General features: G+C 67.7%; 22 protein-coding genes, 1 tRNA gene and 5 pseudogenes. 12 read left to right on the top strand and 16 right to left on the bottom strand.

Going from position 1 to position 24,939, the window contains the following annotated elements; genetic code table 11:
* Positions 1-66: 66 nt before the first annotated feature.
* The 3 genes from ligD to EDD41_RS00100 are packed head-to-tail and all read left to right on the top strand — an operon-like array spanning position 67 to position 2,179.
* On the top strand, positions 67-1,029 hold the full coding sequence (gene ligD / locus EDD41_RS00110) for a non-homologous end-joining DNA ligase (RefSeq protein WP_211336533.1): 963 nt from the start codon (positions 67-69) through the stop codon (positions 1,027-1,029).
* A gap of 55 nt (positions 1,030-1,084) precedes the next feature.
* Complete coding sequence (locus tag EDD41_RS00105) at positions 1,085-1,945, top strand: PP2C family protein-serine/threonine phosphatase (protein ID WP_123574576.1); 861 nt, start codon at positions 1,085-1,087, stop codon at positions 1,943-1,945.
* Between the two features lie 9 nt (positions 1,946-1,954).
* On the top strand, positions 1,955-2,179 hold the full coding sequence (locus EDD41_RS00100; RefSeq protein WP_094764965.1) for a DUF3107 domain-containing protein: 225 nt from the start codon (positions 1,955-1,957) through the stop codon (positions 2,177-2,179).
* A 1-nt stretch (position 2,180) separates the two neighbouring features.
* Here the strand turns inward: EDD41_RS00100 and EDD41_RS16670 are convergent, their stop codons facing one another.
* Positions 2,181-2,864 (bottom strand): ferritin-like fold-containing protein, encoded by a 684-nt coding sequence (locus tag EDD41_RS16670; protein ID WP_170165163.1) that lies wholly within the window; start codon positions 2,862-2,864, stop codon positions 2,181-2,183.
* Positions 2,865-3,176: 312 nt separating this feature from the next.
* Here EDD41_RS16670 and EDD41_RS00090 point away from each other — a divergent pair.
* Together EDD41_RS00090 and EDD41_RS00085 are read left to right on the top strand one after the other, a co-directional pair.
* Positions 3,177-4,827: pseudogene (locus EDD41_RS00090) on the top strand (DEAD/DEAH box helicase); the annotation flags it as partial.
* Positions 4,828-4,970: 143 nt separating this feature from the next.
* The gene (locus EDD41_RS00085; protein ID WP_123574575.1) at positions 4,971-5,501 is read left to right on the top strand and encodes a helix-turn-helix domain-containing protein; all 531 of its coding nucleotides are present in this window, start codon (positions 4,971-4,973) and stop codon (positions 5,499-5,501) included.
* A 50-nt stretch (positions 5,502-5,551) separates the two neighbouring features.
* On the opposite strand, the gene EDD41_RS00080 is transcribed toward EDD41_RS00085, so the two are convergent.
* The 4 genes from EDD41_RS00080 to EDD41_RS00070 all read right to left on the bottom strand — a co-directional run bounded on the left by EDD41_RS00080 (position 5,552) and on the right by EDD41_RS00070 (position 7,789).
* Complete coding sequence (locus EDD41_RS00080; protein ID WP_245995468.1) at positions 5,552-5,878, bottom strand: aldehyde dehydrogenase family protein; 327 nt, start codon at positions 5,876-5,878, stop codon at positions 5,552-5,554.
* Positions 5,879-5,931: 53 nt separating this feature from the next.
* On the bottom strand, positions 5,932-6,585 hold the full coding sequence (locus tag EDD41_RS00075; protein WP_123574573.1) for a GntR family transcriptional regulator: 654 nt from the start codon (positions 6,583-6,585) through the stop codon (positions 5,932-5,934).
* Between the two features lie 153 nt (positions 6,586-6,738).
* Entirely contained in the window at positions 6,739-6,966 is a 228-nt protein-coding gene (locus EDD41_RS17015; protein ID WP_211336532.1) for a hypothetical protein, read from the bottom strand.
* Positions 6,947-7,789: an MFS transporter gene (locus EDD41_RS00070; protein WP_211336531.1), complete on the bottom strand. Its 843-nt coding sequence runs from the start codon at positions 7,787-7,789 to the stop codon at positions 6,947-6,949. The genes EDD41_RS17015 and EDD41_RS00070 overlap by 20 nt, the downstream gene beginning before the upstream one ends.
* Positions 7,790-7,945: 156 nt before the next feature.
* Here EDD41_RS00070 and EDD41_RS17010 point away from each other — a divergent pair, with 156 nt between their 5' ends.
* A complete protein-coding gene (locus tag EDD41_RS17010; RefSeq protein ID WP_211336530.1) occupies positions 7,946-9,409 on the top strand; it encodes an NAD-dependent succinate-semialdehyde dehydrogenase in 1,464 nt (487 codons plus the stop codon).
* Positions 9,410-9,469: 60 nt separating this feature from the next.
* Here the strand turns inward: EDD41_RS17010 and EDD41_RS17930 are convergent.
* The 11 genes and pseudogenes from EDD41_RS17930 to lysA form a co-directional block, all read right to left on the bottom strand.
* A pseudogene (locus EDD41_RS17930) lies at positions 9,470-9,550 on the bottom strand (hypothetical protein); the annotation flags it as partial.
* Positions 9,551-9,618: 68 nt separating this feature from the next.
* Positions 9,619-10,071 (bottom strand): annotated as a pseudogene (locus tag EDD41_RS17925) (FAD-dependent monooxygenase); the annotation flags it as partial.
* Positions 10,071-10,283 carry an FAD-dependent monooxygenase gene (locus tag EDD41_RS17920; protein ID WP_342769244.1) on the bottom strand — a complete coding sequence of 71 codons (213 nt, stop codon included), beginning with the start codon at positions 10,281-10,283 and terminating at the stop codon, positions 10,071-10,073. The gene EDD41_RS17920 and the pseudogene EDD41_RS17925, both read right to left, overlap by 1 nt.
* Positions 10,284-10,374: 91 nt before the next feature.
* Positions 10,375-11,178: pseudogene (locus tag EDD41_RS00060) on the bottom strand (tryptophan--tRNA ligase); the annotation flags it as partial.
* A 232-nt stretch (positions 11,179-11,410) separates the two neighbouring features.
* A pseudogene (locus EDD41_RS18020) lies at positions 11,411-11,596 on the bottom strand (peptide chain release factor N(5)-glutamine methyltransferase); the annotation flags it as partial.
* A gap of 20 nt (positions 11,597-11,616) precedes the next feature.
* A complete protein-coding gene (gene prfA, locus EDD41_RS00055) occupies positions 11,617-12,687 on the bottom strand; it encodes a peptide chain release factor 1 (protein WP_123574571.1) in 1,071 nt (356 codons plus the stop codon).
* 140 nt (positions 12,688-12,827) lie between these two features.
* The gene (rpmE, locus tag EDD41_RS00050) at positions 12,828-13,034 is read right to left on the bottom strand and encodes a 50S ribosomal protein L31 (RefSeq protein WP_094764776.1); all 207 of its coding nucleotides are present in this window, start codon (positions 13,032-13,034) and stop codon (positions 12,828-12,830) included.
* Positions 13,035-13,179: 145 nt separating this feature from the next.
* The gene (gene rho, locus EDD41_RS00045; RefSeq protein ID WP_281273071.1) at positions 13,180-15,171 is read right to left on the bottom strand and encodes a transcription termination factor Rho; all 1,992 of its coding nucleotides are present in this window, start codon (positions 15,169-15,171) and stop codon (positions 13,180-13,182) included.
* 343 nt (positions 15,172-15,514) lie between these two features.
* Positions 15,515-16,420, bottom strand: a complete 906-nt coding sequence (gene thrB, locus EDD41_RS00040; RefSeq protein WP_123576719.1) for a homoserine kinase — start codon at positions 16,418-16,420, stop codon at positions 15,515-15,517.
* Between the two features lie 13 nt (positions 16,421-16,433).
* Positions 16,434-17,768: a homoserine dehydrogenase gene (locus EDD41_RS00035; RefSeq protein WP_094764710.1), complete on the bottom strand. Its 1,335-nt coding sequence runs from the start codon at positions 17,766-17,768 to the stop codon at positions 16,434-16,436.
* Between the two features lie 46 nt (positions 17,769-17,814).
* Positions 17,815-19,218 carry a diaminopimelate decarboxylase gene (gene lysA, locus EDD41_RS00030; protein WP_123574569.1) on the bottom strand — a complete coding sequence of 468 codons (1,404 nt, stop codon included), beginning with the start codon at positions 19,216-19,218 and terminating at the stop codon, positions 17,815-17,817.
* A gap of 134 nt (positions 19,219-19,352) precedes the next feature.
* Between lysA and EDD41_RS00025 the strand changes: the two genes are divergently transcribed.
* The 6 genes from EDD41_RS00025 to EDD41_RS17275 all read left to right on the top strand — a co-directional run bounded on the left by EDD41_RS00025 (position 19,353) and on the right by EDD41_RS17275 (position 24,766).
* A tRNA-Arg gene (locus EDD41_RS00025) sits at positions 19,353-19,428 on the top strand.
* Between the two features lie 84 nt (positions 19,429-19,512).
* A complete protein-coding gene (locus tag EDD41_RS00020) occupies positions 19,513-20,874 on the top strand; it encodes a glycosyltransferase family 87 protein (RefSeq protein ID WP_123574568.1) in 1,362 nt (453 codons plus the stop codon).
* A gap of 9 nt (positions 20,875-20,883) precedes the next feature.
* Positions 20,884-22,200 (top strand): glycosyltransferase 87 family protein, encoded by a 1,317-nt coding sequence (locus EDD41_RS00015; RefSeq protein WP_094764713.1) that lies wholly within the window; start codon positions 20,884-20,886, stop codon positions 22,198-22,200.
* A 70-nt stretch (positions 22,201-22,270) separates the two neighbouring features.
* Positions 22,271-22,675, top strand: a complete 405-nt coding sequence (locus EDD41_RS00010) for a 2-oxoglutarate dehydrogenase E1 subunit family protein (protein WP_170165162.1) — start codon at positions 22,271-22,273, stop codon at positions 22,673-22,675.
* A complete protein-coding gene (locus EDD41_RS17280) occupies positions 22,630-23,760 on the top strand; it encodes a 2-oxo acid dehydrogenase subunit E2 (protein ID WP_245995466.1) in 1,131 nt (376 codons plus the stop codon). The genes EDD41_RS00010 and EDD41_RS17280 overlap by 46 nt, the downstream gene beginning before the upstream one ends.
* On the top strand, positions 23,726-24,766 hold the full coding sequence (locus tag EDD41_RS17275; RefSeq protein WP_342769279.1) for a thiamine pyrophosphate-dependent enzyme: 1,041 nt from the start codon (positions 23,726-23,728) through the stop codon (positions 24,764-24,766). The genes EDD41_RS17280 and EDD41_RS17275 overlap by 35 nt, the downstream gene beginning before the upstream one ends.
* Positions 24,767-24,939 lie beyond the last annotated feature (173 nt).

The following is a 24,939-nucleotide window of genomic DNA, read 5'->3' as shown; positions in this document are numbered from 1 at the left end:
GCCCCGGGAGGTGACTCCCGGGGCACTTTGGCGTCCACCGACTCTTCTGCTGGCATCATGGGCGCCATGTCCATGCCCGAGGCCAACAGCGTCACCACCCAAGTGGAGGGGCGTCCACTGGGCCTGACGAACCTGGACAAGCCGCTGTTCGCCACGGGCTTCACCAAGGCCGAGGTGATCGACTACTACGTGCGGATTGCTCCTGTCATGCTTGCCCATCTCGAGGGCCGCTGCATCACCCGCAGGCGCTTTCCCGAGGGGGCCGACGGCGACTCCTTCTACGAGAAGAACCTGCCCGGGGCCACGCCGGAGTGGGTGGTGCGCCAGCGGGTCGATGCCTCGTCGGTCCCCATCGACTACCCGCTGGCCGACTCCCCGGCCACCCTGGTCTGGCTGGCCAACCTGGCGGCCCTGGAACTGCACACCCCCCAGTGGCGGATCGACACCCTGACCGGTGCCTGTGCCAGTGCCGACGCTCCGATCAGCCTGGAAGCTCCTGACCTGGTCCGTAGCGACCGCCTGGTGGTGGACCTGGATCCGGGCCCGGGGATCACGATGGCCGGCTCGTGCCGGGCCGCCATGCTGGTGGCCACCGAACTCGCCGGGCTCGGCCTGATCCCATTCGTGAAGACCTCCGGCAACAAGGGGCTGCAGGTCTTCGCCCCCATCGAGCCCACGGCCTGGCAGCTGGTCGTCGAGCAGGCGCGCGCCTTCGCCCAGCGCCTGGCCTCCCAGTACCCGGAGATCTTCGTGGCCGTGATGGCCAAGGAACGACGCGCCGAGCGCATCTTCGTCGACTACCTTCAGAACCAGGCAGCACGCAACACCATCGCGCCCTACTCGTTGCGGGCGAGGCCCTTCGAATCGGTCTCCACGCCACTGTCCTGGGACGAGGTCGCCGCGGTCGGCGAGCGCGACACGCTCAGCTTCACCGCGGGTCAGGTCCTGCAGCGCGTCGAAGAGCACGGTGACCTCTGGCACGAGTTGCTGGATCCGGCATGCGCCGCTCCCCTTCCCACGCTCGGTTGACAGGCCCGGGCCCCCGACTGGCACAATCACCCCCGCTCATGGTGGACTTCCTTCCATGACTGACCAGGATCGGGGGTCCGAGACGGCGTCCGGGCTGTCCCATGTGGCCGTCGGCGAGACGGCGCGTGACCACTACACCTTGGCGCCGCTGCCCTGGCTGGCCGGCTGCAGCGACGTCGGCCGCCGGCACGAGACCAATCAGGATGCCCTGGCGCTGGGCGGCCGAGAGACCACCCAGGGCCGGTTGGCCGTTCTGGTGATCAGCGATGGCGTGTCCACCTCGCTGGGCTCCGAGGAGTCGGCGGCCATCGCCGCGGAAGTGGCCAGCTCCACCCTGATCGCCATGCTGCGCACGATGCCCGATGCCTCCGCCGAGCAGGTGCAGGCCACACTGACAGATGCCTTCATCGCCGCCAATGACGCAGTGCTCGCCAGCACCGGCCCCGGCCCGACACCCGGCTCCTGCACCCTGATTTGCGCAGTCCTGAACGAGGGCCGGGTGAGCGTCGGCAATGTCGGCGACTGCCGCGCCTACTGGATCGGCGACGACGCCTCCTGCCACATCCTCAGTGTCGACGACTCCCTGGCGCAGGCCAGGATCGATCTGGGGATGAGCCGGGAGGACGCCGAGCGCAGCTTCCAGGCCCACGCCATCACCCGCTGGCTGGGCCCCGACAGCCAGGACGTGACCCCCAGGGTCGCGGCGCTGGACGTGCCCGGCCCGGGGTGGCTGCTGGTCTGCAGCGACGGGCTGTGGAACTACCGCTCCGCCCCGGAGGACATGACCAGCCTCGTGCACCGCATCGTCGACGAGTGCGAGCACGACGCGGCCGAGAGCGCCGCCATGCTGGTGGCCTGGGCCAATGAGCAGGGCGGCCGGGACAACATCACCGTCGCCCTCTTGCGCGTCGGGTAGGTTGGGGCCGTGGAAATCAAGATTGGTGTCAACAACGTCCCGCGCGAGATCAACATCGACACTGAGGCCTCGGCCGACGAGGTCGAACAGTCCCTGCGCTCCGCTCTGGCCGAGGGTGGTGTCCTGCGACTGACCGATGCCAAGGGTCGCCGTGTCCTCGTGCCCTCACAGCAGATTGGCTACGTGGACCTGGGTCAGGAGCACAGCCGGCCCGTGGGCTTCGGCGCGGCCTGAATCAGGCGAGCCCCAGCGACTCCATCCGAGTGGCGTGGGCGGCGGCCAACCGTGACATCAGGTGACTGATTGCGGCCAGGTCGTCGCCCCCGTCCTGTCCCAGTCCGGTGAGCAAGCCCGTGAGGTCCGCGCGGGCTGCCGCGACGCGCTGCGCCTGGCTGAGCGCCTCCCCCAGCATCCGGCGGCCGAAGAGCGCCAGCCGACCCTGCTGCTCTGGATCCTCCTGGAGTGCCCTGGCCAGCATCTGGCCCGGCTCGGAGGCCAGTTCCCCGTCGTCGATGGAGCCGGTGAGGATCTCACGCAGGCCCGCGTCCAGGTGCCCAGAGATCTCGTCGGCGAAGTCCTGCACGAGCCCTCCGATGATGCACAGCTTCACCAGGACCTCACCCCAGGTGCGTGGCTCGGTGTGCTGGTTGAAGGAGTCGATCGGTGCGACGAAGGCTTCCATCGCTGCCTTGAGAGTGCTGCCCCGACGGGCCAGCTCGGTCTCCAACCGCCCCAGGTGGGTGAAGCGCTGCGCCGCGATGCGCGCCAGCACCAGCTTGTCGTCGATGCTGGTGGCGGCCGCAGAGGCCTGCGCGGTGCGCTCGAAGGCCGCGAGCGAGCCATACGCCACCAGCCCCAGCAGCTCGATCTGGGAGGTGGGTTCCACGGGGCGTCCAGCGCCGGAGGTGTTCTTGCTCACGGCAGCAAGCGTAGTGCGCCGCGGCACCTCTTCCCGGCGTGGAAGCGGGTGTGTTGCCCCCGATGACGGGCCGTGGCAAGGCCGGATCCGGACGCCGGGACCGCCAAGAGGGTAGCCTTGAGGGGTCGCACGTTCCCGTGCGACCGCAGGTCGAGCCCCGCGCCTGGTGCCCGGACCCCTCTGGGCACCGCCGGATGTGGCCACCTGCAGAAGTTCTGGCCGGTCTGACGATCGGCGACGAGAGAGTCTTGGACCGTGACAGAGAACATGAACGTGGACGCCGAGCGCGTCGATGGCCTGGTGGGCGACAACGTAACCACCCCCGAACCGGATGTGCAGACCAGCTGGGATGATCTGGGCGTCGTCCCGGAGATCCAGCAGGCGCTGGAGACCCAGGGAATCACCCATCCTTTCCCCATCCAGACGCTGGCCATCCCGATCGCGGTGATGGGCACCGACCTGATGGGCCAGGCCCGCACCGGAACCGGCAAGACGCTGGCCTTCGGCATCTCCATCCTGCAGCGCACCATCCTGGAGGGCGACGAGGGCTACGAGGACCTGGAGATGCCCCCGGGCAAGCCGCAGGCCCTGGTGATGTGCCCCACCCGTGAGCTGGCGCTGCAGGTCTCCAAGGACCTGCAGGTGGCCTCCACCATCCGAAAGGCCCGCGTCCTGACCGTCTACGGCGGCGTCGGCTACGACGCCCAGGTGGATGCCCTCACCGAGGGTGTCGACGTGGTCGTCGGCACTCCGGGCCGTCTGAAGGACCTCGCCGAGCGCGGCACCCTGGACCTGTCCTGGCTGCGCATGCTGGTGCTGGACGAGGCCGACGAGATGCTGGACCTGGGCTTCCTGCCCGACGTCGAGCGCCTGATCGCCATGGCCCCGACCGACCGTCAGATGCTGATGTTCTCCGCCACCATGCCGAGCGCCATCATCGGGCTGGCCCGTGCCCACATGCACCAGCCGATCAATGTCCGCGCAGAGGGCCACGATGCCCAGGCGACCGTGCCGGACACCACCCAGTTCGTCTACCAGGCCCACAACCTGGACAAGCCGGAGATCATCGCCCGCGTCCTGCAGGCCAGTGACGTGGACAAGGTGATGGTCTTCTGCAAGACCAAGCGTGCCGCGCAGCGGCTGTCCGACGAGCTCGAGGATCGCGGCTTCAACGCGGCCAGCATCCACGGCGACCTGAACCAGGCCATGCGGGAGAAGGCCCTCAAGCGCTTCCGCGCCGGTGAGGTCAAGGTGCTGGTGGCCACCGACGTCGCCGCCCGCGGCATCGACGTGACGGGTGTCAGCCACGTGATCAACCACGAGTGCCCGGAGGATGCCAAGACCTATGTGCACCGGATCGGCCGCACCGGCCGCGCCGGGCACAAGGGCATTGCCATCACCCTGGTCGACTGGGCGGACATCGTGCGCTGGAAGACGATCAACAAGGCCCTGGAGCTGAGCTTCGACGACCCGGTGGAGACCTACTCCACCTCCGCACACCTGTACACGGATCTGGACATCCCGGAGGGCACCAAGGGCAAGCTCGCAGGTGCCCAGCCCAAGGACCGCCCCAAGCGCGACGACGACCGTCGTGGCGGTGGCCGCGGTGGACGGGACGCAGGCCGTGGCCGAGGCAGGGAGAAGTCCAGCGAGGACGAAGGCGTCGAGCATTCCCGCGAGCCCCGCAAGGACCGTCCGCAGCGCAGCCGTCGCCGCCTGAAGAATGGTGAGCCGGTGGCCGAGGGCAGCGAGCAGACCGCTTCTGCCCCCGCCGAGGCCCCGAAGTCAGAGGAACAGGGCGAGCACAAGCCGCGCCGCCGCCGCCGCAACCGCGGCAAGGGATCGACCGCGCCGGAGAGCACGCCCGAGGCCTGAGCCACGAAGGAGGCGCGATGGTGGACGGACAGGCGCTGCACCTGACCGCCTTCCGCGCTGCCGTCGACGCCTCCTTCGTGCCGCTTGAGGTCACCAGCCCCAGCCCGGACGACTTCCGCGGCAAGCTCGCCTCACGCACCGTGGCCGGGGTTCCTTCTCCACGGTGCGCGCCACGGCGCAGACCGTGCGCCGCACTCCCGTTTCGGCATCCCCTACGGACTGCTGGAGCAGATGACCGTCGTGCGGTTGGGAGGCGATGCCGGGCTGGGGCGGATCGTCTCGCCCTTCCTCAGCCAGCTCGTCGCGGGCCTCGACGACCTGTCCGGCCCCGCGGGCACCCGGCTGGTGCACAATACCGTCGACCTGCTGCAGACCCTGCTGACCAATGAGCTCGACGTGACCAGGACGGCCGCCTCACCCCACTGGGCCCTGCTTCAGCAGATTCGCGACCACATCGACGAGCATCTGGGCAGTCCCGGCCTGTCCCCCAGCTCGATCGCCACCGCGAACTTCATCTCCACCCGGCGCCTGCACAATGTCTTCCTCGAACAGGGCATGACCGTCTCCGCCTATGTGCGCTCCCGCCGCCTGGAGCGCTGCCACCAGGACCTCGTCGACCCCGCGCAGCGGTACACACCGGTGGCCGTGATCGGCGCCCGCTCGGGATTCACCGACGCCGCCCACTTCTCCCTCACCTTCAAGGCCGCCCACACGGAATCACCCGCAGCAGCCCTGCGACGACGTGGCCGGGGCGACGGGTGAGTCCCTCGACAGGCCCGGGGAGCGTGTGAGGGTCGGGGAGCGTGTGAAGGTCAGTGGCTGACCACCTTGGGCAGACCCATCTCCTTGAGGCCCTCGACGCCGAACTCCAGCCCGAAGCCGGACTGCTTCACGCCGCCGAAGGGAACCCGCGGATCGATGGCACCGTGCTTGTTGATCCACGTGGTGCCGGCCACCAGGCGGTCGGCGACCTGCAGGGCACGCTCCGGGTCGCTGCTCCACACCGACGATCCCAGGCCCACCTCGGAGTCATTGGCCCACTCGATGGCCTGCTCCAGATCGGTGTAGGGCACGATCGGCAGCGCGGGCCCGAACTGCTCCTTCTGGACCAGGGCGTTGTCGTTGTCGATGTTGGCCACCAGCGGGCGCACCCTTGGCTCGGCCCACGCTGGCGGGCCCATGCCACCGGAGATCAGGACCTGGAGCCCTCCGAGTCCAGGAACTGCCGCAGGGTGCCCAGCTTGTGGCGTCGTGCCAGCTCCTCGATCATGGCTTGCGGCGCCTGACCACCGATCAGTTCGAGCAGCTGGTCGTGCTCCTCCACCGATGTCCGGGAGCGATCCGGGACATGGCTGAAGGTGGAGCTGCGGATCTGCGCCATCCGCTCCCATTCACGTCCCAACAGGTCCAGCAGGTGGTGGTTGGGGCAGACGCTGCACAGCACGACGTGGAATTCGTGGTTCAGTGAGGTGAACTGCACGGGATCGAAGCCGCTGGAACGAAGCTCGCGCATCCGTTCGTTGATCTCCCGGGCGCGCTCCAGGGTCTGCTCGTCCATCACCTGTGCGGCCAGCGCGGTGGCCAGGCCCTCCAGCTGGGCCAGCACCTGCATGGTCTCGGTGTAGTCGGCCGCATTGACGCCGACGACCTCGGCGCCGATGTTCAGGGTGTAGCGGACCAGGCCTTCGGCCTCCAGACGTCGCAGCGCCTCACGCACGGGCACGGGGCTGACCTGGTAGTGCTCGGCCAGCCGGGCCAGCACGAGGCGATGCCCCGCGGAGAAGTCGGCGTGCATGATCCGTTCGCGCAGGTCACGGTAGACCAGCTCGGACTTCGACTCCCCCACGGGGCACCTCCAGGTTTGACCATCTGCTGTGGACGAGGATAACGGCGCCGCACGCTCAGAGCTGCGGCATGTCCGGCGCGTCCTTGTCCAGGCGCAGGCCGGTTCGGTCCTTGGTGGTGAAGATGGCCAGCAGGGCGAGCAGTGTCACGCCGATCAGGTAGTAGGCCACGGGACGGGTGCTGTGGTACTTGGTGACTTGTCGGACAGCACGCCACCCATCCAGGTGAAGAAACCCCAGCTGACGGCCGACAGGGTCACGACGTTGAGGACCTCCTGCTTGGGCATGCCCAGCACCTGTGTGGTGTAGGCGATGATGAAGCCACCCACCAGCATGTAGCCCGCGGCATTGTTGCCGATGAAGTCACCGGCGCTCTGCAGCACCTCCTTGGAGCTGTGCTTGAAGACCTGGCCGAGCGGCATATTCACCTCTTCGGGGGTGCTCGGTGAGCTCCTGGAAGACGGGAGACTCGGTGGCGCCCATTCGGATCCACATGCCGATGCCGATCAGCACGACCGAGAAGAGGAAGGGCACGCGCCAGCCCCAGGCCTGGAACTGCTGCTCGGTGAGCAGCACCGAGAGCATCGCCAGGAAGCCGGTGGACATCAGCATGCCGACGGGACCACCGATCTGGGGGAAGGCGCCGAACCGGCCGCGCTTTTCGGACGGTGTGTGCTCGACGGCCATCAGGGCAGCACCGCCCCACTCGCCGGCGGCGCTGAAGCCCTGCACGATGCGCAGCACGATCAGCAGGATCGGGGCCCAGATGCCGATCGCATTGGCGGTGGGCAGCAGGCCGATCAGTGTTGTGGCGCCGCCCATCAGCATCAGGGTGAGCACGAGCATCGCCTTGCGGCCGAGACGGTCCCCGTAGTGCCCCGCAACCGCCGCACCGAACGGGCGGAAGAGGAAGGAGATGCCCACGGTGGCAAAACTCAGGATGAGCTGCATGCTCTCTGGCACGGCCTTGAAGAAATGCGGGCCGAAGATCAGCGCCGCGGCATTGGCGTAGATGAAGTAGTCGAGCAGCTCGAAGCCCTCGGGGCGCTCCACCTCGGCGCTGGCGGCAAGGGAGCTGGTGGGCTTCATGAAGTAGCACGCCTCGCTGGGTGTCCGGCCTCGCTCGTCGCAGCGCAAACGGTAGTTGAGGTGGACGGCGATGATCTTGCCGACCGGATGCCCGGTCTGACTCTCGACGCCGTTCAACAGGGTGTCTCCCTATGACGTGTCCGCGACCCTGCGGACGTGCGAGCAATGGGGCCTTGCCTCGTGCCATGGATCGCATACGATTTCGTATACTAATGCAACGGTCTATCGTGAAAGCGAACGCGTAGATCCAAATCCCCCGGAGGTGTCCCAACGATGTCGACCACCACCCACCCGAGCCTTCCCGAAGACCTTGAGACCGGACTGTTCATCAACGGCTCGTGGCGCCCCGGGAGTCGGGGCACCCTGGCCGTCGAGAACCCTGCAACGGGTGAGGTGCTCTGCGAGATTGCCGATGCCAACGTCGAGGATGGCAAGGCCGCGATGGACGCCGCCTGCGACGCTTCCCGGACCTGGGCCGCCACGCCCGCGCGCGAGCGTTCCGAGATCCTGCGCCGCGCCTTCGACCTGGTGATCGAGCGCACCGATGACTTCGCCCGGTTGATGACCCTGGAGATGGGCAAGCCGCTGGCAGAGGCCCGCGGCGAGGTGACCTATGGCGCCGAATTCCTGCGCTGGTTCAGCGAGGAGGCGGTGCGGATCCACGGCCGCTACGGCATCTCCCCCGAGGGCACGGCCCGCCACCTGGTGGCCAAGCGCCCCGTCGGCCCCTGCCTGCTGATCACCCCGTGGAACTTCCCGCTGGCCATGGCCACCCGCAAGGTGGGCCCGGCACTGGCCGCCGGCTGCACCGTGGTGCTGCGCCCCGCCTCCCTGACCCCACTCACCTCACTGTTGTTCGCCAAGGTGCTCGCCGACGCCGGACTGCCCGCGGGCGTGGTCAACGTCATCACCAGTGAGAAGCACGACGTCACCGACGCGATCCTGGCCGACGAGCGGCTGCGCAAGCTGTCCTTCACTGGGTCCACCGGCGTGGGCAAGCAGCTCCTGGAGCAAGCGGCCGACGGCGTGCTGCGTACCTCGATGGAACTGGGCGGCAATGCCCCCTTCCTGGTCTTCGAGGATGCAGACCTGGACGCCGCCGTCGAGGGCGCGACGGCCGCCAAGCTGCGCAACATGGGGGAGGCCTGCACCGCGGCCAACCGCTTCATCGTGCACGAGTCGGTGGCCGAGGACTTCTCCCGTCGTCTGGCGGATCGCTTCGCGACACTGAGCGTGGGCGACGGCATGTCCGAGAGCACCGACATTGGCCCTGTCATCACTGGCAAGGCCCGCGACGAGATCCTCGACCTGGTGGGCAAGGCGGTGGAGCAGGGCGCCACTGTGCTGACCGGCGGCAAGGCCGTCGAGGGCCCGGGCAATTTCCTCTCCCCCACCGTGCTCACCGGCGTCAGTCACGACGCCGACATCCTGGGGCAGGAGATCTTCGGCCCCGTTGCCCCCATCACCACCTTCACCACAGAGGAGGAGGCCCTGGAGCTGGCCAACCGGGCGGCGGTCGGTCTGGCGGGCTACGTCTTCACCCGCGACACCTCCCGCATCCTGCGGATGGCCGAGCTTCTGGAGGTGGGCATGATCGGCGCCAATGTGGGCGTGATGAGCAATGCCGCGGCGCCTTTCGGTGGGGTCAAGCAGGCAGGCCTGGGCCGCGAGGGTTCGCACGAGGGACTGGAGGAATTCCTGGAGACCATCTACGTGGCACTTCCCAACCCCCTCTGAGAGCTGGTCCGGCAGCTCCACCTCGTTGGCGTCGCTCAACCGCATCACGGGTGAGGACTTGAGCCGCTTGCCAATCGTCCACCCCGCGGCGAGATCCTGGTGCTCGTCGGTGCCGATGATCCGCGACGGCTTGTAAACCACTCCCGGTCGAAGTCGATCAGGTCCTGGGCGATCTCCTGCCGCTCGGAGGTGTAGGTGGTCAGCAGGCTCTCGTCGGACAGGCCGCGTAGCACCTGGGCCAGCTTCGAGGCCAGGTTGAAGCCGTCCTGCATGGAGACGTTCATCCCCTGGCCGGCTTTGGCGGAGTGGTGTGGCAGGCGTCGCCGGCGATGAAGACGTGCGGCATCCGCTGCCCGGCCTCCTCGACGGGGATGTCGTCGAAGCGATCTGTGACGCGATGCCCATCTCGTAGACGCTCCACCGGCAGACCTCCAACACATCGAAGGAGTACGGCGCGAAGATCGCATTGCCGCGACGGATGATCTCCTCGACAGGCGTCTTGCGGATGTTCCCGTTGTCGTCCTCGGGCACCTGACCCAGGTCGACGTAGACCCGCACCAGGAAGCCGCCCTCGCGCGGATGTGCAGGATGGAGCCCTGGTTGGACTGGATGATCCACGTGGTGTTCCAGTCCGGGAAGTCGGTATTGGCCAGTATGGCCATCACCCCCAGGCATGCTTGCTGGCGCCACCGGTGTGCTGCGCGCCGATGGCTTTGCGCACCTTGGAGTGCGCACCGTCGCCACCGACCACGTACCGGGCGCGGATGGTGCGCTCGACGCCCATGCTGCGCGCGAAGCCGAAGACCTGGAAGGTCTCGACGCTGCGGGCCTGGATCGGCAGGCCAGCGGCCGGGACATCCCGACGGTCATCCACGTCCCGATGCCGCTGCAGCCTGACGTCACGCCGTGGCGCTACCTTGCTCCGCAGTCGCGGCAGGAGAACCGCTCGCAGGAGTGAGCGCAGCTCAGTACTTCATCTCCATCGCGGAGCGGACCTCGTCGAGGGTCTGCTCCGCGATCGCGTTCGCCTTGTCATTGCCCGCGCGCAGCACCTCGCGCAGGTGGTCCGGATTGGCCGCCAGTTCGGCGCGACGGGCACGGATGGACGCAAAGTGCTCGTTGATGGCCTCGGTGACCAGCTTCTTCAGGCCGCCACCGCCGGAATCGCCCAGCTCGTCGGCGATCTGCACCGGGTCCCCGCCGGTGGCCAGTGCCGCGAGCAGCACCAGGTTGCTGACCTCGGGACGGTTGACCGGGTCATAGCTGATGTGACGCTCCGAGTCCGTCTTGGCGCGCTTGATCAGCTTGGCCGTCTCGTCGGCGGTCATCCCGATCTCAATGGTGTTGCCCTTGGACTTGCTCATCTTGGTGCCGTCGAGGCCCAGGATGGCGGGGGCTGGGCTCATCAGGGCGTCGGCCTGCGGAAAGACGGGGGTCTTGGCGTCAACTCGCCCGTAGCGCTCGTCGAAGCGACGGGCGATGACGCGGGTGATCTCGATGTGGGGCAGTTGGTCCTTGCCGACGGGGACAAGGTTCGCCTTGCAGAACAGGATGTCCGCGGCCTGGTGCACCGGGAAGGTCAGCATCAGGCCACTCATCGGACGGTTCGGGTTGTTGGCCATCTCGTCCTTGACCGTCGGGTTGCGGTGCAGTTCGGGCACCGTGACCAGGCTCAGGAAGGGCAGCAGCAGCTGGTTCAGGGCCGTGACCGACGAGTGGGTGAAGATGGTGGAGCGCTCGGGGTCGATGCCGCAGGCCAGGTAGTCGGTGGGCCGCCGGATCCAGCTCGATGGCGAACTGCCGGGCCCCCGGGTGCTCTGCGGCGATGGCCCGGCTGATGGCGCCGGACCCGGCACACAGCTCCGCGACAACCGGAGCCTCCACGGCTGCGATCCGCTGCAGACCCCAGCCCACCATCACCTCGGTCTCGGGACGCGGAACGAAGACTCCGGGGCCGACCTCCAGCCGCACCGTGCGAAACCAGGCCTCCCCCGTCAGGTGCTGCACCGGAATGCCGGCGACACGGGAGTCCAACAGCGCGGAGAAGGCGGCGGCCTGGTCGTCGTCGACGGTGGCCAGGACCAGGTCACGAGGCTCACGATGCAGGACATGGCTGAGCAGGGTGCGCGCCTCGGCCATCGGCGAGGCCGTGCCTGCCTCCGCGAGACGCGCGCTGCCCTCCCGCATGACCTGGCCGGCCGGGCGGCTCACTCCCCCACCTGCTCGAGGCGCTCCGCGAGGTCTGCCGCCTGCAGGGCCTCCACCAGCGGGCCCAGGTCCCCGTCGAGGACTGCGTCGAGATTGTGCGCCTTGAAGCCGATCCGGTGGTCGGCTATCCGGTTCTCCGGATAGTTGTAGGTGCGGATCCGCTCGCTGCGGTCCACTGTGCGCACCTGCGAGGCGCGCGCCGCGGAGGCATCCTGTGCGGCCTGCTCATCGGCCAAGGCCACCAGGCGGGAGCGCAGGATCCGCATGGCCTGTTCCTTGTTCTGCAGCTGCGAACGCTCGTTCTGGCAGGTCACCACGACGCCGGTGGGAAGGTGGGTGATCCGCACCGCGGAGTCCGTGGTGTTCACGCCCTGCCCGCCCTTGCCCGAGGAGCGGTAGACGTCGATGCGCAGGTCTTCGTCATCGATCCTGACCTCGTCGTCGTCCTCCACATCGGGCATCACCAGCACCCCCGCGGCAGAGGTGTGGATCCGGCCCTGGCTCTCGGTGACCGGCACCCGCTGGACCCGGTGCACACCACCCTCGAACTTCAAGGCACCGAAGGGGGTCTGGGCGGCGCCGGCCCCTGCCTTCACCGCGACAGTGACACTCTTGTAGCCACCCAGGTCAGTGGTCTGCTCGTCGAGGAGCTCCACCTTCCAGCCTTGACTCTCGGCGTAGCGCGAGTACATCCGCAACAGGTCACCGGCGAAGAGGGCCGACTCCTCGCCGCCCTCGCCGGACTTGATCTCCAGCAGGGCATCCAGGCTGTCGTGTGGATCCCTCGGGGCCAGCAGGCGGTTGAGCCGCTCCGTGACCCCCTCGCGCCGCACGGTGAGCTCTTGGGCCTCTGCAGCGAAGGAAGGATCCTCGTCGGCCAGTTCGAGGGCTGCCTGGAGATCCTCGGCCACCTGCTCGTACTCGGCGAGCGCCTTGATGATGGGGGTCAGCTCCGCATACCGTCGCCCGACCCGCCGCGAGCGCGCCATGTCAACGTGCAGCGCCGGATCTGCCATCTGGTGCTCCAGATCGGCGAACTCGGCGCGCAGTGGATCGGCATTCTCGAACATGGCGTCTCCTGGCCCTCGACAGGCTCGGGCATCGTGGGGCGGGGCGGGCATCGTGGGGTGTGGGCTGGCACCCCGTGGCTGGACAAAAAGAACGAGCGCCGGGGGCAGGTTTCCCTGCCGCCCAGCGCTCGTCGGAGTAGTTACTTCTTGGCGTAACGACGCTCGAAGCGGGCCACGCGGCCACCGGTGTCGAGGATCTTCTGCTTGCCCGTGTAGAACGGGTGGCAGGCCGCACACACGTCGGCGCTCAGCGAGCCGGACTTGTTGGTGCTCTTGGTGGTGAACGTGTTGCCACAGGTGCAAGTCACCGTGGTCTCCACGTAATCGGGGTGAATACCCTGCTTCATGGTCATGTCTCCTTGATGATGGATGCACCGGGTCGTCCTGACATGGATTGTGGACGTGAACCGGCACCGACGGTCAATTATGCCGTGCGGAGTGTCCAACACCAAACCCACCCGGATTGTTCCCGGGTGGGTCTGGCCATCCGGATCACTCCGCCGGCGTGGTCTTCGAGATCTGGACCAGGAATTCTGGATTGCTCTGGGACTTGCGCATCTGCTTGAGCAGCATCTCCAGGGCCTGCTGGTCGTCCATGCCGGACAGCACCCGACGCAGCTTCCAGATGATCGCCAGTTCCTCGCGGCCCAGGAGCAGCTCCTCGCGACGCGTGCCGGAGGCATCCACGTCGATGGCCGGGAAGATGCGCTTGTCCGCCAGGTTGCGCTTGAGCCGCAGCTCCATGTTGCCGGTGCCCTTGAACTCCTCGAAGATGACCTCGTCCATCTTGGAGCCGGTCTCGATCAGGGCAGTCGCGAGGATGGTCAGCGAGCCGCCGTCCTCGATGTTGCGCGCGGCACCGAAGAACTTCTTCGGCGGGTACAGGGCGGCCGAGTCGACACCGCCGGACAGGATGCGCCCCGACGCCGGAGCGGCCAGGTTGTAGGCACGCCCCAGACGGGTGATGCCGTCCAGCAGCACGACCACGTCATGCCCGAGCTCCACCAGGCGCTTGGCGCGCTCGATGGCCAACTCACTGATCGTGGTGTGGTCGTCGGCCGGGCGGTCGAAGGTCGAGGCGATCACCTCGCCGGCGACGGTGCGCTGGAAGTCGGTGACCTCCTCGGGACGCTCGTCCACCAGGACCACCATCAGGTGGACCTCGGGATTGTTCTCGGCAATCGCGTTCGCAATGTTCTGCATGATCATCGTCTTGCCAGCCTTGGGCGGCGAGACGATCAGGCCACGCTGGCCCTTGCCGATGGGGCTGACCAGGTCGATGATGCGGCCGGTCATGTTGGTGGGGGTCGTCTCCAGGCGCAGGCGTTCCTGCGGGTAGAGCGGGGTGAGCTTCTGGAACTCGGGGCGGACCTTCATCTGCTCCGGGTCGGCACCATTGATGGTGTCCAGACGAACCAGCGGGTTGAACTTCTCCTTGCGCTCCCCCTCACGCTGCTGACGGATCGCACCGGTGACAACGTCGCCGCGACGCAGGCCGTACTTGCGCACCATCGAGAGGGAGACATAGGCGTCATTGCTGCCGGGCAGGTAGCCGGAGGTACGGACGAAGGCGTAGCTGTCGAGCACGTCGAGGATGCCGCCGATGTTCAGCAGGACGTCGTCCTCACTGATGACCGGCTCGGCCTCGTAGCGGTCGATGGCCTGGTTCCCGCCCCGCTGACGACGGTTGCCCCGGTCCCGCTGGCGACGCCGACGCCCGCGCCGGCCGCCGTTGTCGTCGTCGAAGTCCCGGTTGTTGTCGCGGTTGTTGTCGCGGTTGTTGTCGCGGTTGTTCTCGCGGTTGCTCTGCTTGTTGCCCCCGCCGTTGCCCTGGTTGCTGTTCTGCTGGTTGTTCTGGTTACTGCTCTGGTTGTTGCCCTGACCGCCACCATTGCCGCCGGCATTGTTGTTGCCACCGCTTGTGCTGGCGTCATTGTCCTGGCTCTGCTGTCCGGCGTTCTGGGCCTCGCCGTCGGCATTGCCGCCACGGCGACGACGCTGGCGTCCGCTCTGGTTGCTCAGCTCGGCCAGACGCGCACCGACCTCGGCGCTGACATCGGGTTCCCCCTGGGGAGCCTCCTGCTCCCGCTGGGTGTTCGAGACCTGCGGCTGAACGCCCTCCGGCTGCTCGGCGCGCCGGCGACCGCGACGACGCTGCTCCGGCTGCTCCCCCGCACGCTCGTCCTGTCCGGCCGGCGACTGCTCCGCATTCGGCTGGGATTCATTTCTCGGCTGGGACGCCACCACGGGCCGCTCGGTCTTCGACTCACTGCCCTCGGGTGCCCCCGCCGGACGGCTGGCGCGACGAGTGCGATCGGGCGCCTCAGAGCGCGGCTGGCCGCCTCCGGCGATCGCGCTGATCAGGTCGGCCTTCTTGAGGCCGGTCGTCTTGATGCCCATGGAGGAGGCCATGGCCTTGAGTTCGGGCAGCTTCTTCGCGGACAGCCCGGTGCCGGCAGAAGGCTCGGTCACATTGTCAGTCACTGGATTCCTTTCGCGAACCGGGCGCGGGATGGTGGTGGCAGCACAGTGCTTGCCGGGCATCGCCCGATGTCGATTCAGGTCGGGACCGCGTCGCCGCGCTGGCGGACATGGTTCACGTCTCGAATGGCAAGAGGGGAAGGACCACGCTGATGAGCAAGGGAAGGGACCCGACGAGACTGACGGGGTTGTTCTCCAGTGGTTCTCCGGCCCAGAACCTGGGTCGAGATGGCACCTGACCTGTGAGGTGCGGACGATTCCGCGATGCGGTCCTCATCCTGCAGAAGAGCGTAGCATCCCGCCCTCGCCAGCCCGCAATTACCCCGCGGCACGGTTCCGGAGGCCTTCAGCCCCGCAAGATCTCGACGCCGCGCCCCAGGGACAGGTCATGCCGCGTGAACCCGTCCGCCCGGACGTCCTCGGCGGCCGCCAACTGGTCCGGGGTGCCCATCGCCAACACCGTGGGCCCGGCCCCGGAGATGAAGGCCGCAATCCCCTGCGAGCGCAGCTCAGCCATCAGGTCCGCCGAGGGCTGCATCAGCGGAGCACGATAGGGCTGGTGGAGCCTGTCCCGCGTACCGTCCAGGAGTTTCGACGGATCCTTGGTGAGGGCGTGCACCAGGAGGGCTGAACTGATGGCCTGGGCCAGCGCATCCACCCGCGGCACGTCGACGGGCAGGACCTGTCGCGCTCCCGCGGTGCGGACCTCGAATCCGGGCACCCAGGCGATGGCCCGGAGCCCCGGTGCCGCCTCGAGGCGGACCACCTCGACGTCGTCCCCGACGCCGGGCCAGGCCAACACGATGCCGCCCAGCACGGCCGCACAGGCATTGTCCGGGTGACCCTCGTACCGGGTGCTCACCCGACAGGCCCAGTCCAGGTCCAGCGGCTCACCCGGCCGGGCCAACCCCCAGGCCAGGGCGAGCCCGGCCACGATGGCGGCTGCCGAGGAACCCAGGCCGCGGCTGTGTGGGATGACGTTGTGCGCATCCAGGCGCACACCCGGCAGCCAAGAGCCCAGCTCCGCAAGGGATTCGGTGAGCACACGCACCACGAGGTGCGAGCCGTCCCGCGGTACCTGATCGGCGCCCTCGCCGGTGACCTGCACCTCGACGCCCTCCTCCAACACCTCGGCAGACAGCTCGTCGACCAGGTCCACCGCGAGACCCATGCAGTCGAAGCCGGGCCCCAGGTTCGCGCTCGTGGCGGGCACTCGCACTCGCGCCCGGCGCCCCGCCGGCAGGCTCACCATCGCAGGCTCCATCTCACTTTCCCTCGACCCTCAGGACCTCCACCGTGCCCCGCGTGAAGCTGCGTTCCTCCAGCTCACGCACGACGGCCTGGAGGTCCGATTCCCTGGCCTGGTGGGTCATCATGGCCAGCACTGCAATCTCCTCGTCCTCCCCGTCACGCGCGACGGCGGGCGACTGGTCCACCGTCTGCACCGAGACGTTGTGGTTGGCGAAGATGGCGGCGGCTGCAGCCAGCACGCCGGGCTCGTCGACGACATTGATCCGCACCAGGTAGCGCGTCTCGACCTCACCCATCGGGGTCATCGCGCGCTGGGCGTAGACGGACTCCCCGGGACCAGCGACACCGCGAACGCGGTTGCGAGCCACGGTGACCAGGTCACCCATCACGGCTGACGCGGTCGGGGAGCCGCCTGCGCCGGGGCCCATGAACATCAGCCGCCCGGCATCCCTGCTCTCCACGAAGATGGCGTTGTAGGCACCGCCGACGCTGGCGAGCGGGTGGCTGGAGGGAACCAGTGCGGGGTGGACCCGCACGCTCACCGCTCCCTGCACGTCGGTCTTGAGGACGGCCAGCATCTTGACCACGCAGCCCAGCTTGCGGGCCAGGACGATGTCGTTGCTGGTCACCGAGGTGATTCCCTCGCGGTAGACGTCCGCACCCCGCACCCGGGTGTGGAAGGCGAGCGTCGCCATGATGGCCGCCTTGGCCGCGGCGTCATAGCCCTCCACGTCTGCGGTGGGGTCCGCCTCCGCATATCCCAGGCGCTGCGCCTCGGCGAGGGCATCGTCGAAGTCCGCCCCCGTGGTGGTCATCTGGTCCAGGATGTAGTTCGTCGTGCCGTTCACGATCCCCATCACGGTGGTGATCTCGTCACCCACCAGGGACTCTCGCAGCGGCCTCACGATCGGGATGGCGCCAGCGACGGCCGCCTCAAAGTAGAGGTCGACGCCCCGGCTCTCGGCAGCTGTGAACAGTGCCTCCCCGTCCTGGGCCAACAGGGCCTTGTTGGCGGTGACGATGCTGGCACCGTGGTCGATGGCGGTCAGCACCAGCTCGCGGGTGGGCTCGATGCCGCCGACGACCTCGATCACGATGTCCAGGTCATCGCGCGAGACCAGCGCCTTCGCGTCATCGGTGAACAATTCCGGGTCAAGGCCGCCGAAGTCCCGGTCCAGGTTGCGCACCGCGATGCCGACCAGCTCGAGCCGACAGCCGATCCGGTTGGTGAGGTCCTCTGCCTGTTCGGTGATCACGCGGGCCACCTGGCTGCCCACCACGCCACAGCCCAACAGGGCAACCTTCAGGGGCGCGAGCTTCGCGGGGTCTACGGGTTCGAGCCTGTTCATCGTCGTCCTTCGTCCTTCGTGGATTGTTTCGGGCGGGGAGTGCTGCTCAGTTGCCGACGTCGAGGCTCATCAGGTCCTCGAGGCTCTCACGGCGCAGCAATGTGGTCAGTTCGCCGTCGCGCACCGCGACGACCGGAGGCTTGGTCAGCATGTTGTAGTTGCTGGCCATCGCCCGGGAGTAGGCACCCGACGCGGGAACCGCCAGCAGGTCTCCGGGGGCGATGTCCGCGGGCAGGAAGACGTCGCGGACCAGGATGTCGCCACCCTCACAGTGCTTGCCGACCACGCGGCACAGGACGGGCTCGGCCCGGGAGGCGCGCGAGACGACGGCCGCCGAGTACTCAGCGGCATAGAGGGCGGGACGGATGTTGTCACTCATCCCACCGTCGATGCTCACGTAGACCCGGTTCTGTCCCCCGTCGATGTCGACCACCTTCACCGTACCCACGGTGTAGAGCGCCATGGTGGTGGGGCCGCTGATGGCGCGGCCCGGTTCGATGCTGATCTGTGGGATGGCGATGTTGTATCCGCGCGCCTCATGCTCGACGATCTCCCGCAGACTGGTGGCCAGGGCGTCGGGCGTTGCGGGGGTGTCGGCATGGGTGTACGCGATGCCGAAGCCGCCACCGAGGTCCAACTCGGGCAGCTCCGTCCCGGTCGCCGCGGCGAACTGGGCCAGGAGCTTCATGGTGCGGCGGGCAGCCACCTCGAAGCCGTGGGTGTCGAAGATCTGCGAGCCGATGTGTGAGTGGATCCCCAGCAGGTCCATGTGCTCGCTGTAGTGGCAGCGCACCATTGCGACCATCGCCTGCCCATTGGTGATGCTGAAGCCGAACTTCTGGTCCTCGTGCGCGGTGGCAATGTACTCGTGGGTGTGTGCCTCCACGCCGGTGGTCACCCGCACCATCACCCGGGCGCGCCAGCCATTGGCCGCACAGAGCTGTTCGATCCGGCCGATCTCGTCCAGCGAGTCGACGATGATCCTGCCCACACCCTTCGACAAGGCCAGGGCCAGCTCGTCGACGGACTTGTTGTTGCCATGCAGGCCGATGCGTGCCGGGTCCATGCCGCCGGCCAGGGCCACCGTGAGCTCTCCCCCGCTGCACACGTCGAGGTACAGGTCCTCCTCCCGGATCCAGCGCGCCACGCTCCGGGTCAGGAAGCTCTTGCCTGCGTAGTAGACCTGCCAACCGGCAAAGGCCTCACGGAAGGCGGCAGCCCTTGCGCGGAAGTCCGCCTCGTCGACCACATAGGCGGGAGTGCCCACCTCTTCGGCGATCTCCTTGACGCCCAGACCAGCCACGCTCACCTCTCCTCCATCGACACGCTCGACCGAAGCGCTCCACAGCGCGGGATCGAGTTCGTTGACGTCGGTGGGGCGGTTGAGCCACTGCGGTCCCGCCGCGGTGGCGTCGGCATGGATGGAGCCGGCGACATGGGTGTGCGTCATACCCCTGATCCTTCCAGAAGCCACCACCGACCCTCGACCACGTTCCAGACGCTGACACGCGACGCGCCACCCCGACCCTTGTGACGAAGCACTGCCGGAGCCTGCTACTGTGGTCCACGCCCCAACAGGGGCTGGCCCCCGTAGCTCAGGGGATAGAGCACCGCCCTCCGGAGGCGGGGAGCGCAGGTTCGAATCCTGCCGGGGGCGCCAGAAGGACGGATTCTCGTCCATCAAGAGCAGTGTTCGTCCATGTAGTGACTGGGCCCGGGCGCGGCCCGCCGACCGGGGGCCCCAGTGAGCCAGACTTCCACCAGTGAACAAGCCAGCTTCCTCACCCCCACCTCACCGTGGCGGGCCTGGTGGGACTCGGAACGGCTCAACGATGCCCGCCTGATGAAGAAGGTGTGGCTGTTCAGCCGCATCGTCCTCTTCCTTGAATGGGCAGCCATGCTCTTCACCCTGGGAGACACTCGCTACTACCACGAGAACATCACCCGGATGGGCCTCAACGGCCCCCAGTCGACGATGATCGAATACCCCACCCCCGTCCTGTGGCTGCTCAAGCTCCCGGACCTGGTGAGCTTCGGCCACCGGTGGGCCTATGTGGCCGCCTTCTTCTGCCTGATGTTCCTGCTGGACGCCGCCTTCACCTGGACGCTGTGGCACGACGCTGGGCGGCTGCGCGGCAAGGCCGTCGCCTTCTGGTCCGCCTTCGTACCTCTCGTGGGCACCACCGCCTACCTGCGTTTCGACATCATCACGGCTGTCCTGGCCGGCTGGGCCTTGCTCCTGCTGCGCAAGAAGCAACCCGTCGCGTCGGGCGCGATGATCGGGATCGGCGCGGCAATCAAGCTCTGGCCGGCGCTGCTGTGGCCAGCGCTCCTGGGGGACCGGGAGCACGGCTCACCACGGCGAAACCGGTTGCTCACCAGCCTCGGCTTCTGGGGATCGGGATGCCTGCTCGCGATCGCCAGTCTGGTCTGGGCCGGCTGGGACCGGCTCGTCTCCCCCCTGGGCTGGCAGGGTCAGCGCGGACTGCAGATCGAGAGCGTGTGGGCCACGATCCCGATGCTGTGGCGGATGATGACCCCCGAGACCTTCTGGGTGGCCGTCAGCGACTTCAACGCGTGGGAGATCTCCGGGCCCGCCACCGAGCTCTTCCAGACCCTCGCCTCCGCGGCAATGGCGCTGGGCCTGCTGGCCACTGTGGCCTGCTACCTGCTGTGGCTGCGCCGCGGGGACCAGCGCCTGATCGAGGGAGCTGCCCTGATGCTGCTGGTCATCTTCGTGATGATCGTGGCCAACAAGACATTCAGTCCGCAGTACATCATCTGGGTGGGTGGCCCGCTGGCCGCGGGCTGGGCCATGGCCAGCGAGAACCCCAAGGGCAGCCACCGGGCCCGCAGCGACGAGCACCATCTGGCGGAGATCAGCGAGTGGACGCTGGTGATCACCCTGCTGACCCAGATCATCTACCCCATCGGATATGCGTCGCTGGTGGGTCACCGGCCCGGCATGCACGGCGCCACGCTGGTGCTGGCCGCCCGCAATGTGGTCCTGTGCTGGGTACTGTTCAAGATCGCGGCGTGGATCTGGAGCTTCCTGCATCCGCGCCAGATCGAGGCCACCCGGTTGGCCACAGACGCCGAACGCTGAACGGAGAACGTGAGCTCCCCCGCCCCCGAATCCAGTCCCCCGTCCCTGCTCGGCACCGACATCCGTCGGCTGCTGCTGGGCAGTGCCGTCCCGTGGGTGGCGCTCTGGGTGCTCTCCCGCTGCTGGATGCTCCACCAGTGGGCGAAGGACTACACCTTCATCATCAACGACGTGCGCTACTACTTCGGTCAGTTGCAGGGCGCACAGGACTACTCCACGGTGCTGCGCGAGTACCCGATGCCGGTGGTCTGGCTGCTGGACGTGCTGCGCCAGCCCATCGATGACGACGTCTCGCTCTACTGCCTGCTCTTCGCGCTGCTGATGGCCGTGCTCGACGGAGGCTTCTCGGTCTGGTTGTGGCAGGGCCGCTCCAAGGTGGCGGCCATCTACTGGATGGTCTTCACCTTTGCGATGGGGCCACTGATCTGGTTCCGCTATGACCTGCTGGCCGGCGTGGTGGTGGGCGTCGCGGTCTTCCTGGTGGCCCGTCGGCCAGGGCTGTCCGGGGCCCTGATGGCCTTGGGAGCCGGCATCAAGCTGTGGCCGGCGCTGCTGATTGCCCCCCTGCTGGGGCGTGACCGTTCTTCCCGGGAACGCCTCGTCTGGTTCAGCGCGACGGGCATGGGCCTGGCCCTGGCCTCCCTGCTCGTCGCCGGCCCGATGCGGCTCGTCTCACCCCTGTCCTGGCAGTCCGGACGGGGACTTCAGATCGAGAGCGCCTGGGCGAGCGTCCCGATCCTCCTGCGCGCCTTCGGCGGGCCGGAACAGGCGGGCAATGCAGCGGTCCGGTGGGACGTGAGGATGTCTCCCTTCAATGCCTTCGAGGTCTTCGGTCCGCACGTCGAAACACTTCTTCGACTTTCCTCCGTCGCCATGGCTCTGGGTGTCCTCTACACCGGAGTCATCGCCGTGCTGGTCTTCCGGGAGGGGGCCAGCCCCGACCTGCGGGCTCTGGCCTGCCTGTCCATCGTGCTCGTCATGCTGAGCGCGAACAAGACCCTCAGCCCGCAATATGTCGCGTGGCTGGGGGCCGTCAGCGCTGCCTGGCTTGGACTCGCGCCCCGCGGCAAGCACCGGGCCAGGGCCACTCTGGTGGCCGTCACATGCCTGGCGATCGCCTGGGCCACCCAGTACGTCTACCCCAACCACTACCTCGGCCTGATCGTGCCCGAGACAGCCGACCGGGGCGCGACGGCGGCGCTCGTCGGCCGAAATCTGGGGCTCGTGGGCTTGACGGCCATCACCGTCTGGTGGACTGTTGAAGGATTGATGACAAACAGGTTTGCCCAAGCCACCCGGGTAACGGATAACATCGCATCCAGGTAGGCGCAGGGGCCTGCCGCAGGCCAACACACACCGGAAGAAGGCGATGGTGGCCCGAGCCACCGCACAACACATGTCAAACAACGACTCCTCCAGTGACTTCGGCGCCAACGACTGGCTGATCGAGGAAATGTACGAGCAGTACAAGTCCGATCCGAGCAGCGTGGATGCCGCGTGGGCGGCCTATTTCGCCAAGAACTCGCCGGCGCAGGCGCAGCAGGCGACGCCCGCCGCCGCACCCGCTCCTGCTGCCGCCCCGCAGCAGGCCACCCCGGCGCAGCCCGAACAGTCCGCCCCGGTGCAGCCCGAACAGTCCGCCCAGCGCAGCCCAAACAGTCCGCCCCAGCGCAGCCCAAACAGTCCGACCCAGCGCAGCCCAAACAGTCCGCCCCGGCCGAGGCCCCCAAGCCCACCAAGGTCGAGCAGCGCGAGGTGCGCACCGAGACGCCGTCCACGCCCGGACACGCCTCGGGCCTGAGCGCCAATGCGCCGAATCCCGCCAACCGCCCCAAGGTGGCCAGCCAGGAGCCCAAGAAGACGGTCATGAAGGGCGTGCCGATGCGCACGGCCAAGGCCATGGACGCCTCGCTGACCATGCCGGTGGCCACCACCGTGCGGTCGGTCCCGATGAAGCTGGTCATCGACCAGCGCACCGTGATCAACAACTTCCTCAAGCGCTCGAAGGGTGGCAAGGTCAGTTTCACCCACATCATCGGCTTCGCGATGGTGCAGGCGCTCAAGGCCATCCCGGCCATGAACAATGCCTACGGCGAGGAGAACGGCAAGCCCGTCCTGATCGAGAACCCGTCGATCAACATCGGTCTGGCCATGGACCTCGTCAAGCCCGACGGCACCCGCAACCTGGTCGTGCCCGCCATCAAGGGCTGCGAGCAGCTCGACTTCATGCAGTGGTGGGCCGCCTACGAGGAGGTCGTCAAGAAGGGCCGTACCGGCAAGCTCGGTGTCGAGGACTTCCAGGGCGTCACCGCCTCGCTGACCAATCCCGGTGGCCTGGGCACCAACCACTCGGTGCCCCGCCTGATGAATGGCCAGGGAGTCATCGTCGGCGTCGGATCCATCGACTACCCGCCGGAGTTCCAGGGCACCAGCGAGAGCCGGATCAACGAGCTGGGCGTCAGCAAGATCACCACGCTGACCTCCACCTATGACCACCGCGTCATCCAGGGCGCACAGTCCGGTGAGTTCCTGCGCAAGATGCACCGGCTGCTGCTGGGCGAGGACGGTTTCTACGACCAGATCTTCGAGAGCCTGCGCGTCCCCTACCCGCCCGCTGCGTTGGGACACCGACGTCAGCGCCCACCGCTACAGTCAGGTGCCCAAGGAGGCCCGTGTCGTCGAGCTGATCCAGGCCTACCGCAGCCTGGGCCACCTCATGGCCGACGTCGACCCGCTGGAGTACCGCCAGCGCACCCACCCCGAACTCGAGCTGGAGACCCACGGCCTGACTGTGTGGGACCTGGACCGCGAGTTCGCGGTCGGCACCTTCGCTGGCGAGGCCCGCAGCTACATGACGCTGCGCGAGATCCTGGACATCCTGCGTGACTCCTACTGCCACACCATGGGCATCGAGTACATGCACATCTCGGACACCGAACAGCGTCGCTGGTTCCAGGAGAAGTTCGAGAAGCCGCACACTCCCCTGCCCCGCGAGGAGCACCTGCGCATCCTCGACAAGCTCAACGAGGCGGAGATCTTCGAGACCTTCCTGCAGACCAAGTTCGTCGGCCAGAAGCGCTTCAGCCTCGAGGGTGGCGAGTCCACCATCGTGCTGCTCGACGAGATCTGCGAGCTGGCCGCCGACAACTCGCTGGACGAGGTCTGCATCGGTATGCCGCACCGTGGCCGTCTGAACGTGCTGGCCAACATCGCCGGCAAGAGCTACGGCCAGATCTTCCGGGAGTTCGAGGGCAACATCGGCATGGCCGGTACCCAGGGCTCGGGCGACGTGAAGTACCACCTCGGCGCGGAGGGCAAGTTCTCCGCCGCCAGCGGCGCCACCATCCGCACCTCGGTGGCGGCCAACCCGTCGCACCTGGAGACCGTGGACCCGGTGCTGGAAGGCATCACCCGCGCCAAGCTGGACCGCCTGCCCAGCGCACTGAACGACGGCGAGGGCTACCCGGTCCTGCCGATCCTGCTGCACGGTGACGCGGCCTTCGCCGGCCAGGGCGTCGTCTACGAGGTGCTGCAGATGAGCCAGCTGCGCGGCTACCGCGTGGGCGGCACGGTGCACGTCGTGGTCAACAACCAGGTGGGCTTCACCACCTCGCCGGTGGAGTCCCGCTCCAGTGTCTACTGCACCGACGTGGCCAAGGTGATCCAGGCGCCCGTCATCCATGTCAACGGCGATGACCCGGACGCCTGCGTGCTCGCCGGCCGGATCGCCTTCGAGTACCGGCAGCGGTTTCAACAAGGACGTAGTGATCGACCTGGTCTGCTACCGCCGTCGCGGCCACACGAGGGCGATGACCCGAGCTTCACCCAGCCGAACATGTACGACCTGATCGAGCAGAAGCGCTCCACGCACAAGCTGTACACGAGAGCCTGATCGGCCGAGGTGACATCACCACCCAGGATGCGGAAGACGTGATGAACAAGTTCCGCGCCCGTCTGGAGGATGTCTTCAAGGAGGCCAAGCAACTCACCGGTCCCGACGACGAGTACACCCGCGTGCCCTTCTACCCCACCAAGCCGAGCCGATGGGACGAGGGCGACAACAAC

Origin of the sequence: Luteococcus japonicus (genome assembly GCF_003752415.1) — a bacterium.
Taxonomy (GTDB): domain Bacteria; phylum Actinomycetota; class Actinomycetes; order Propionibacteriales; family Propionibacteriaceae; genus Luteococcus; species Luteococcus japonicus.
This window is presented reverse-complemented; position numbering and strand designations above follow the sequence as displayed.

Bases quoted from the DNA above. Each gene is read 5' to 3' on its own strand.
- EDD41_RS00035 (WP_094764710.1), bottom strand. From the start codon at position 17,768: ATGAACAGGCTCGAACCCGTAGACCCCGCGAAGCTCGCGCCCCTGAAG.
- EDD41_RS00010 (WP_170165162.1), top strand. From the start codon at position 22,271: ATGTCAAACAACGACTCCTCCAGTGACTTCGGCGCCAACGACTGGCTG.
- EDD41_RS17010 (WP_211336530.1), top strand. From the start codon at position 7,946: ATGTCGACCACCACCCACCCGAGCCTTCCCGAAGACCTTGAGACCGGA.
- EDD41_RS17275 (WP_342769279.1), top strand. From the start codon at position 23,726: ATGACGCTGCGCGAGATCCTGGACATCCTGCGTGACTCCTACTGCCAC.
- prfA (WP_123574571.1), bottom strand. From the start codon at position 12,687: ATGTTCGAGAATGCCGATCCACTGCGCGCCGAGTTCGCCGATCTGGAG.
- EDD41_RS00085 (WP_123574575.1), top strand. From the start codon at position 4,971: ATGACCGTCGTGCGGTTGGGAGGCGATGCCGGGCTGGGGCGGATCGTC.
- rpmE (WP_094764776.1), bottom strand. From the start codon at position 13,034: ATGAAGCAGGGTATTCACCCCGATTACGTGGAGACCACGGTGACTTGC.
- ligD (WP_211336533.1), top strand. From the start codon at position 67: ATGTCCATGCCCGAGGCCAACAGCGTCACCACCCAAGTGGAGGGGCGT.
- lysA (WP_123574569.1), bottom strand. From the start codon at position 19,218: ATGACGCACACCCATGTCGCCGGCTCCATCCATGCCGACGCCACCGCG.
- EDD41_RS00105 (WP_123574576.1), top strand. From the start codon at position 1,085: ATGACTGACCAGGATCGGGGGTCCGAGACGGCGTCCGGGCTGTCCCAT.
- thrB (WP_123576719.1), bottom strand. From the start codon at position 16,420: ATGGTGAGCCTGCCGGCGGGGCGCCGGGCGCGAGTGCGAGTGCCCGCC.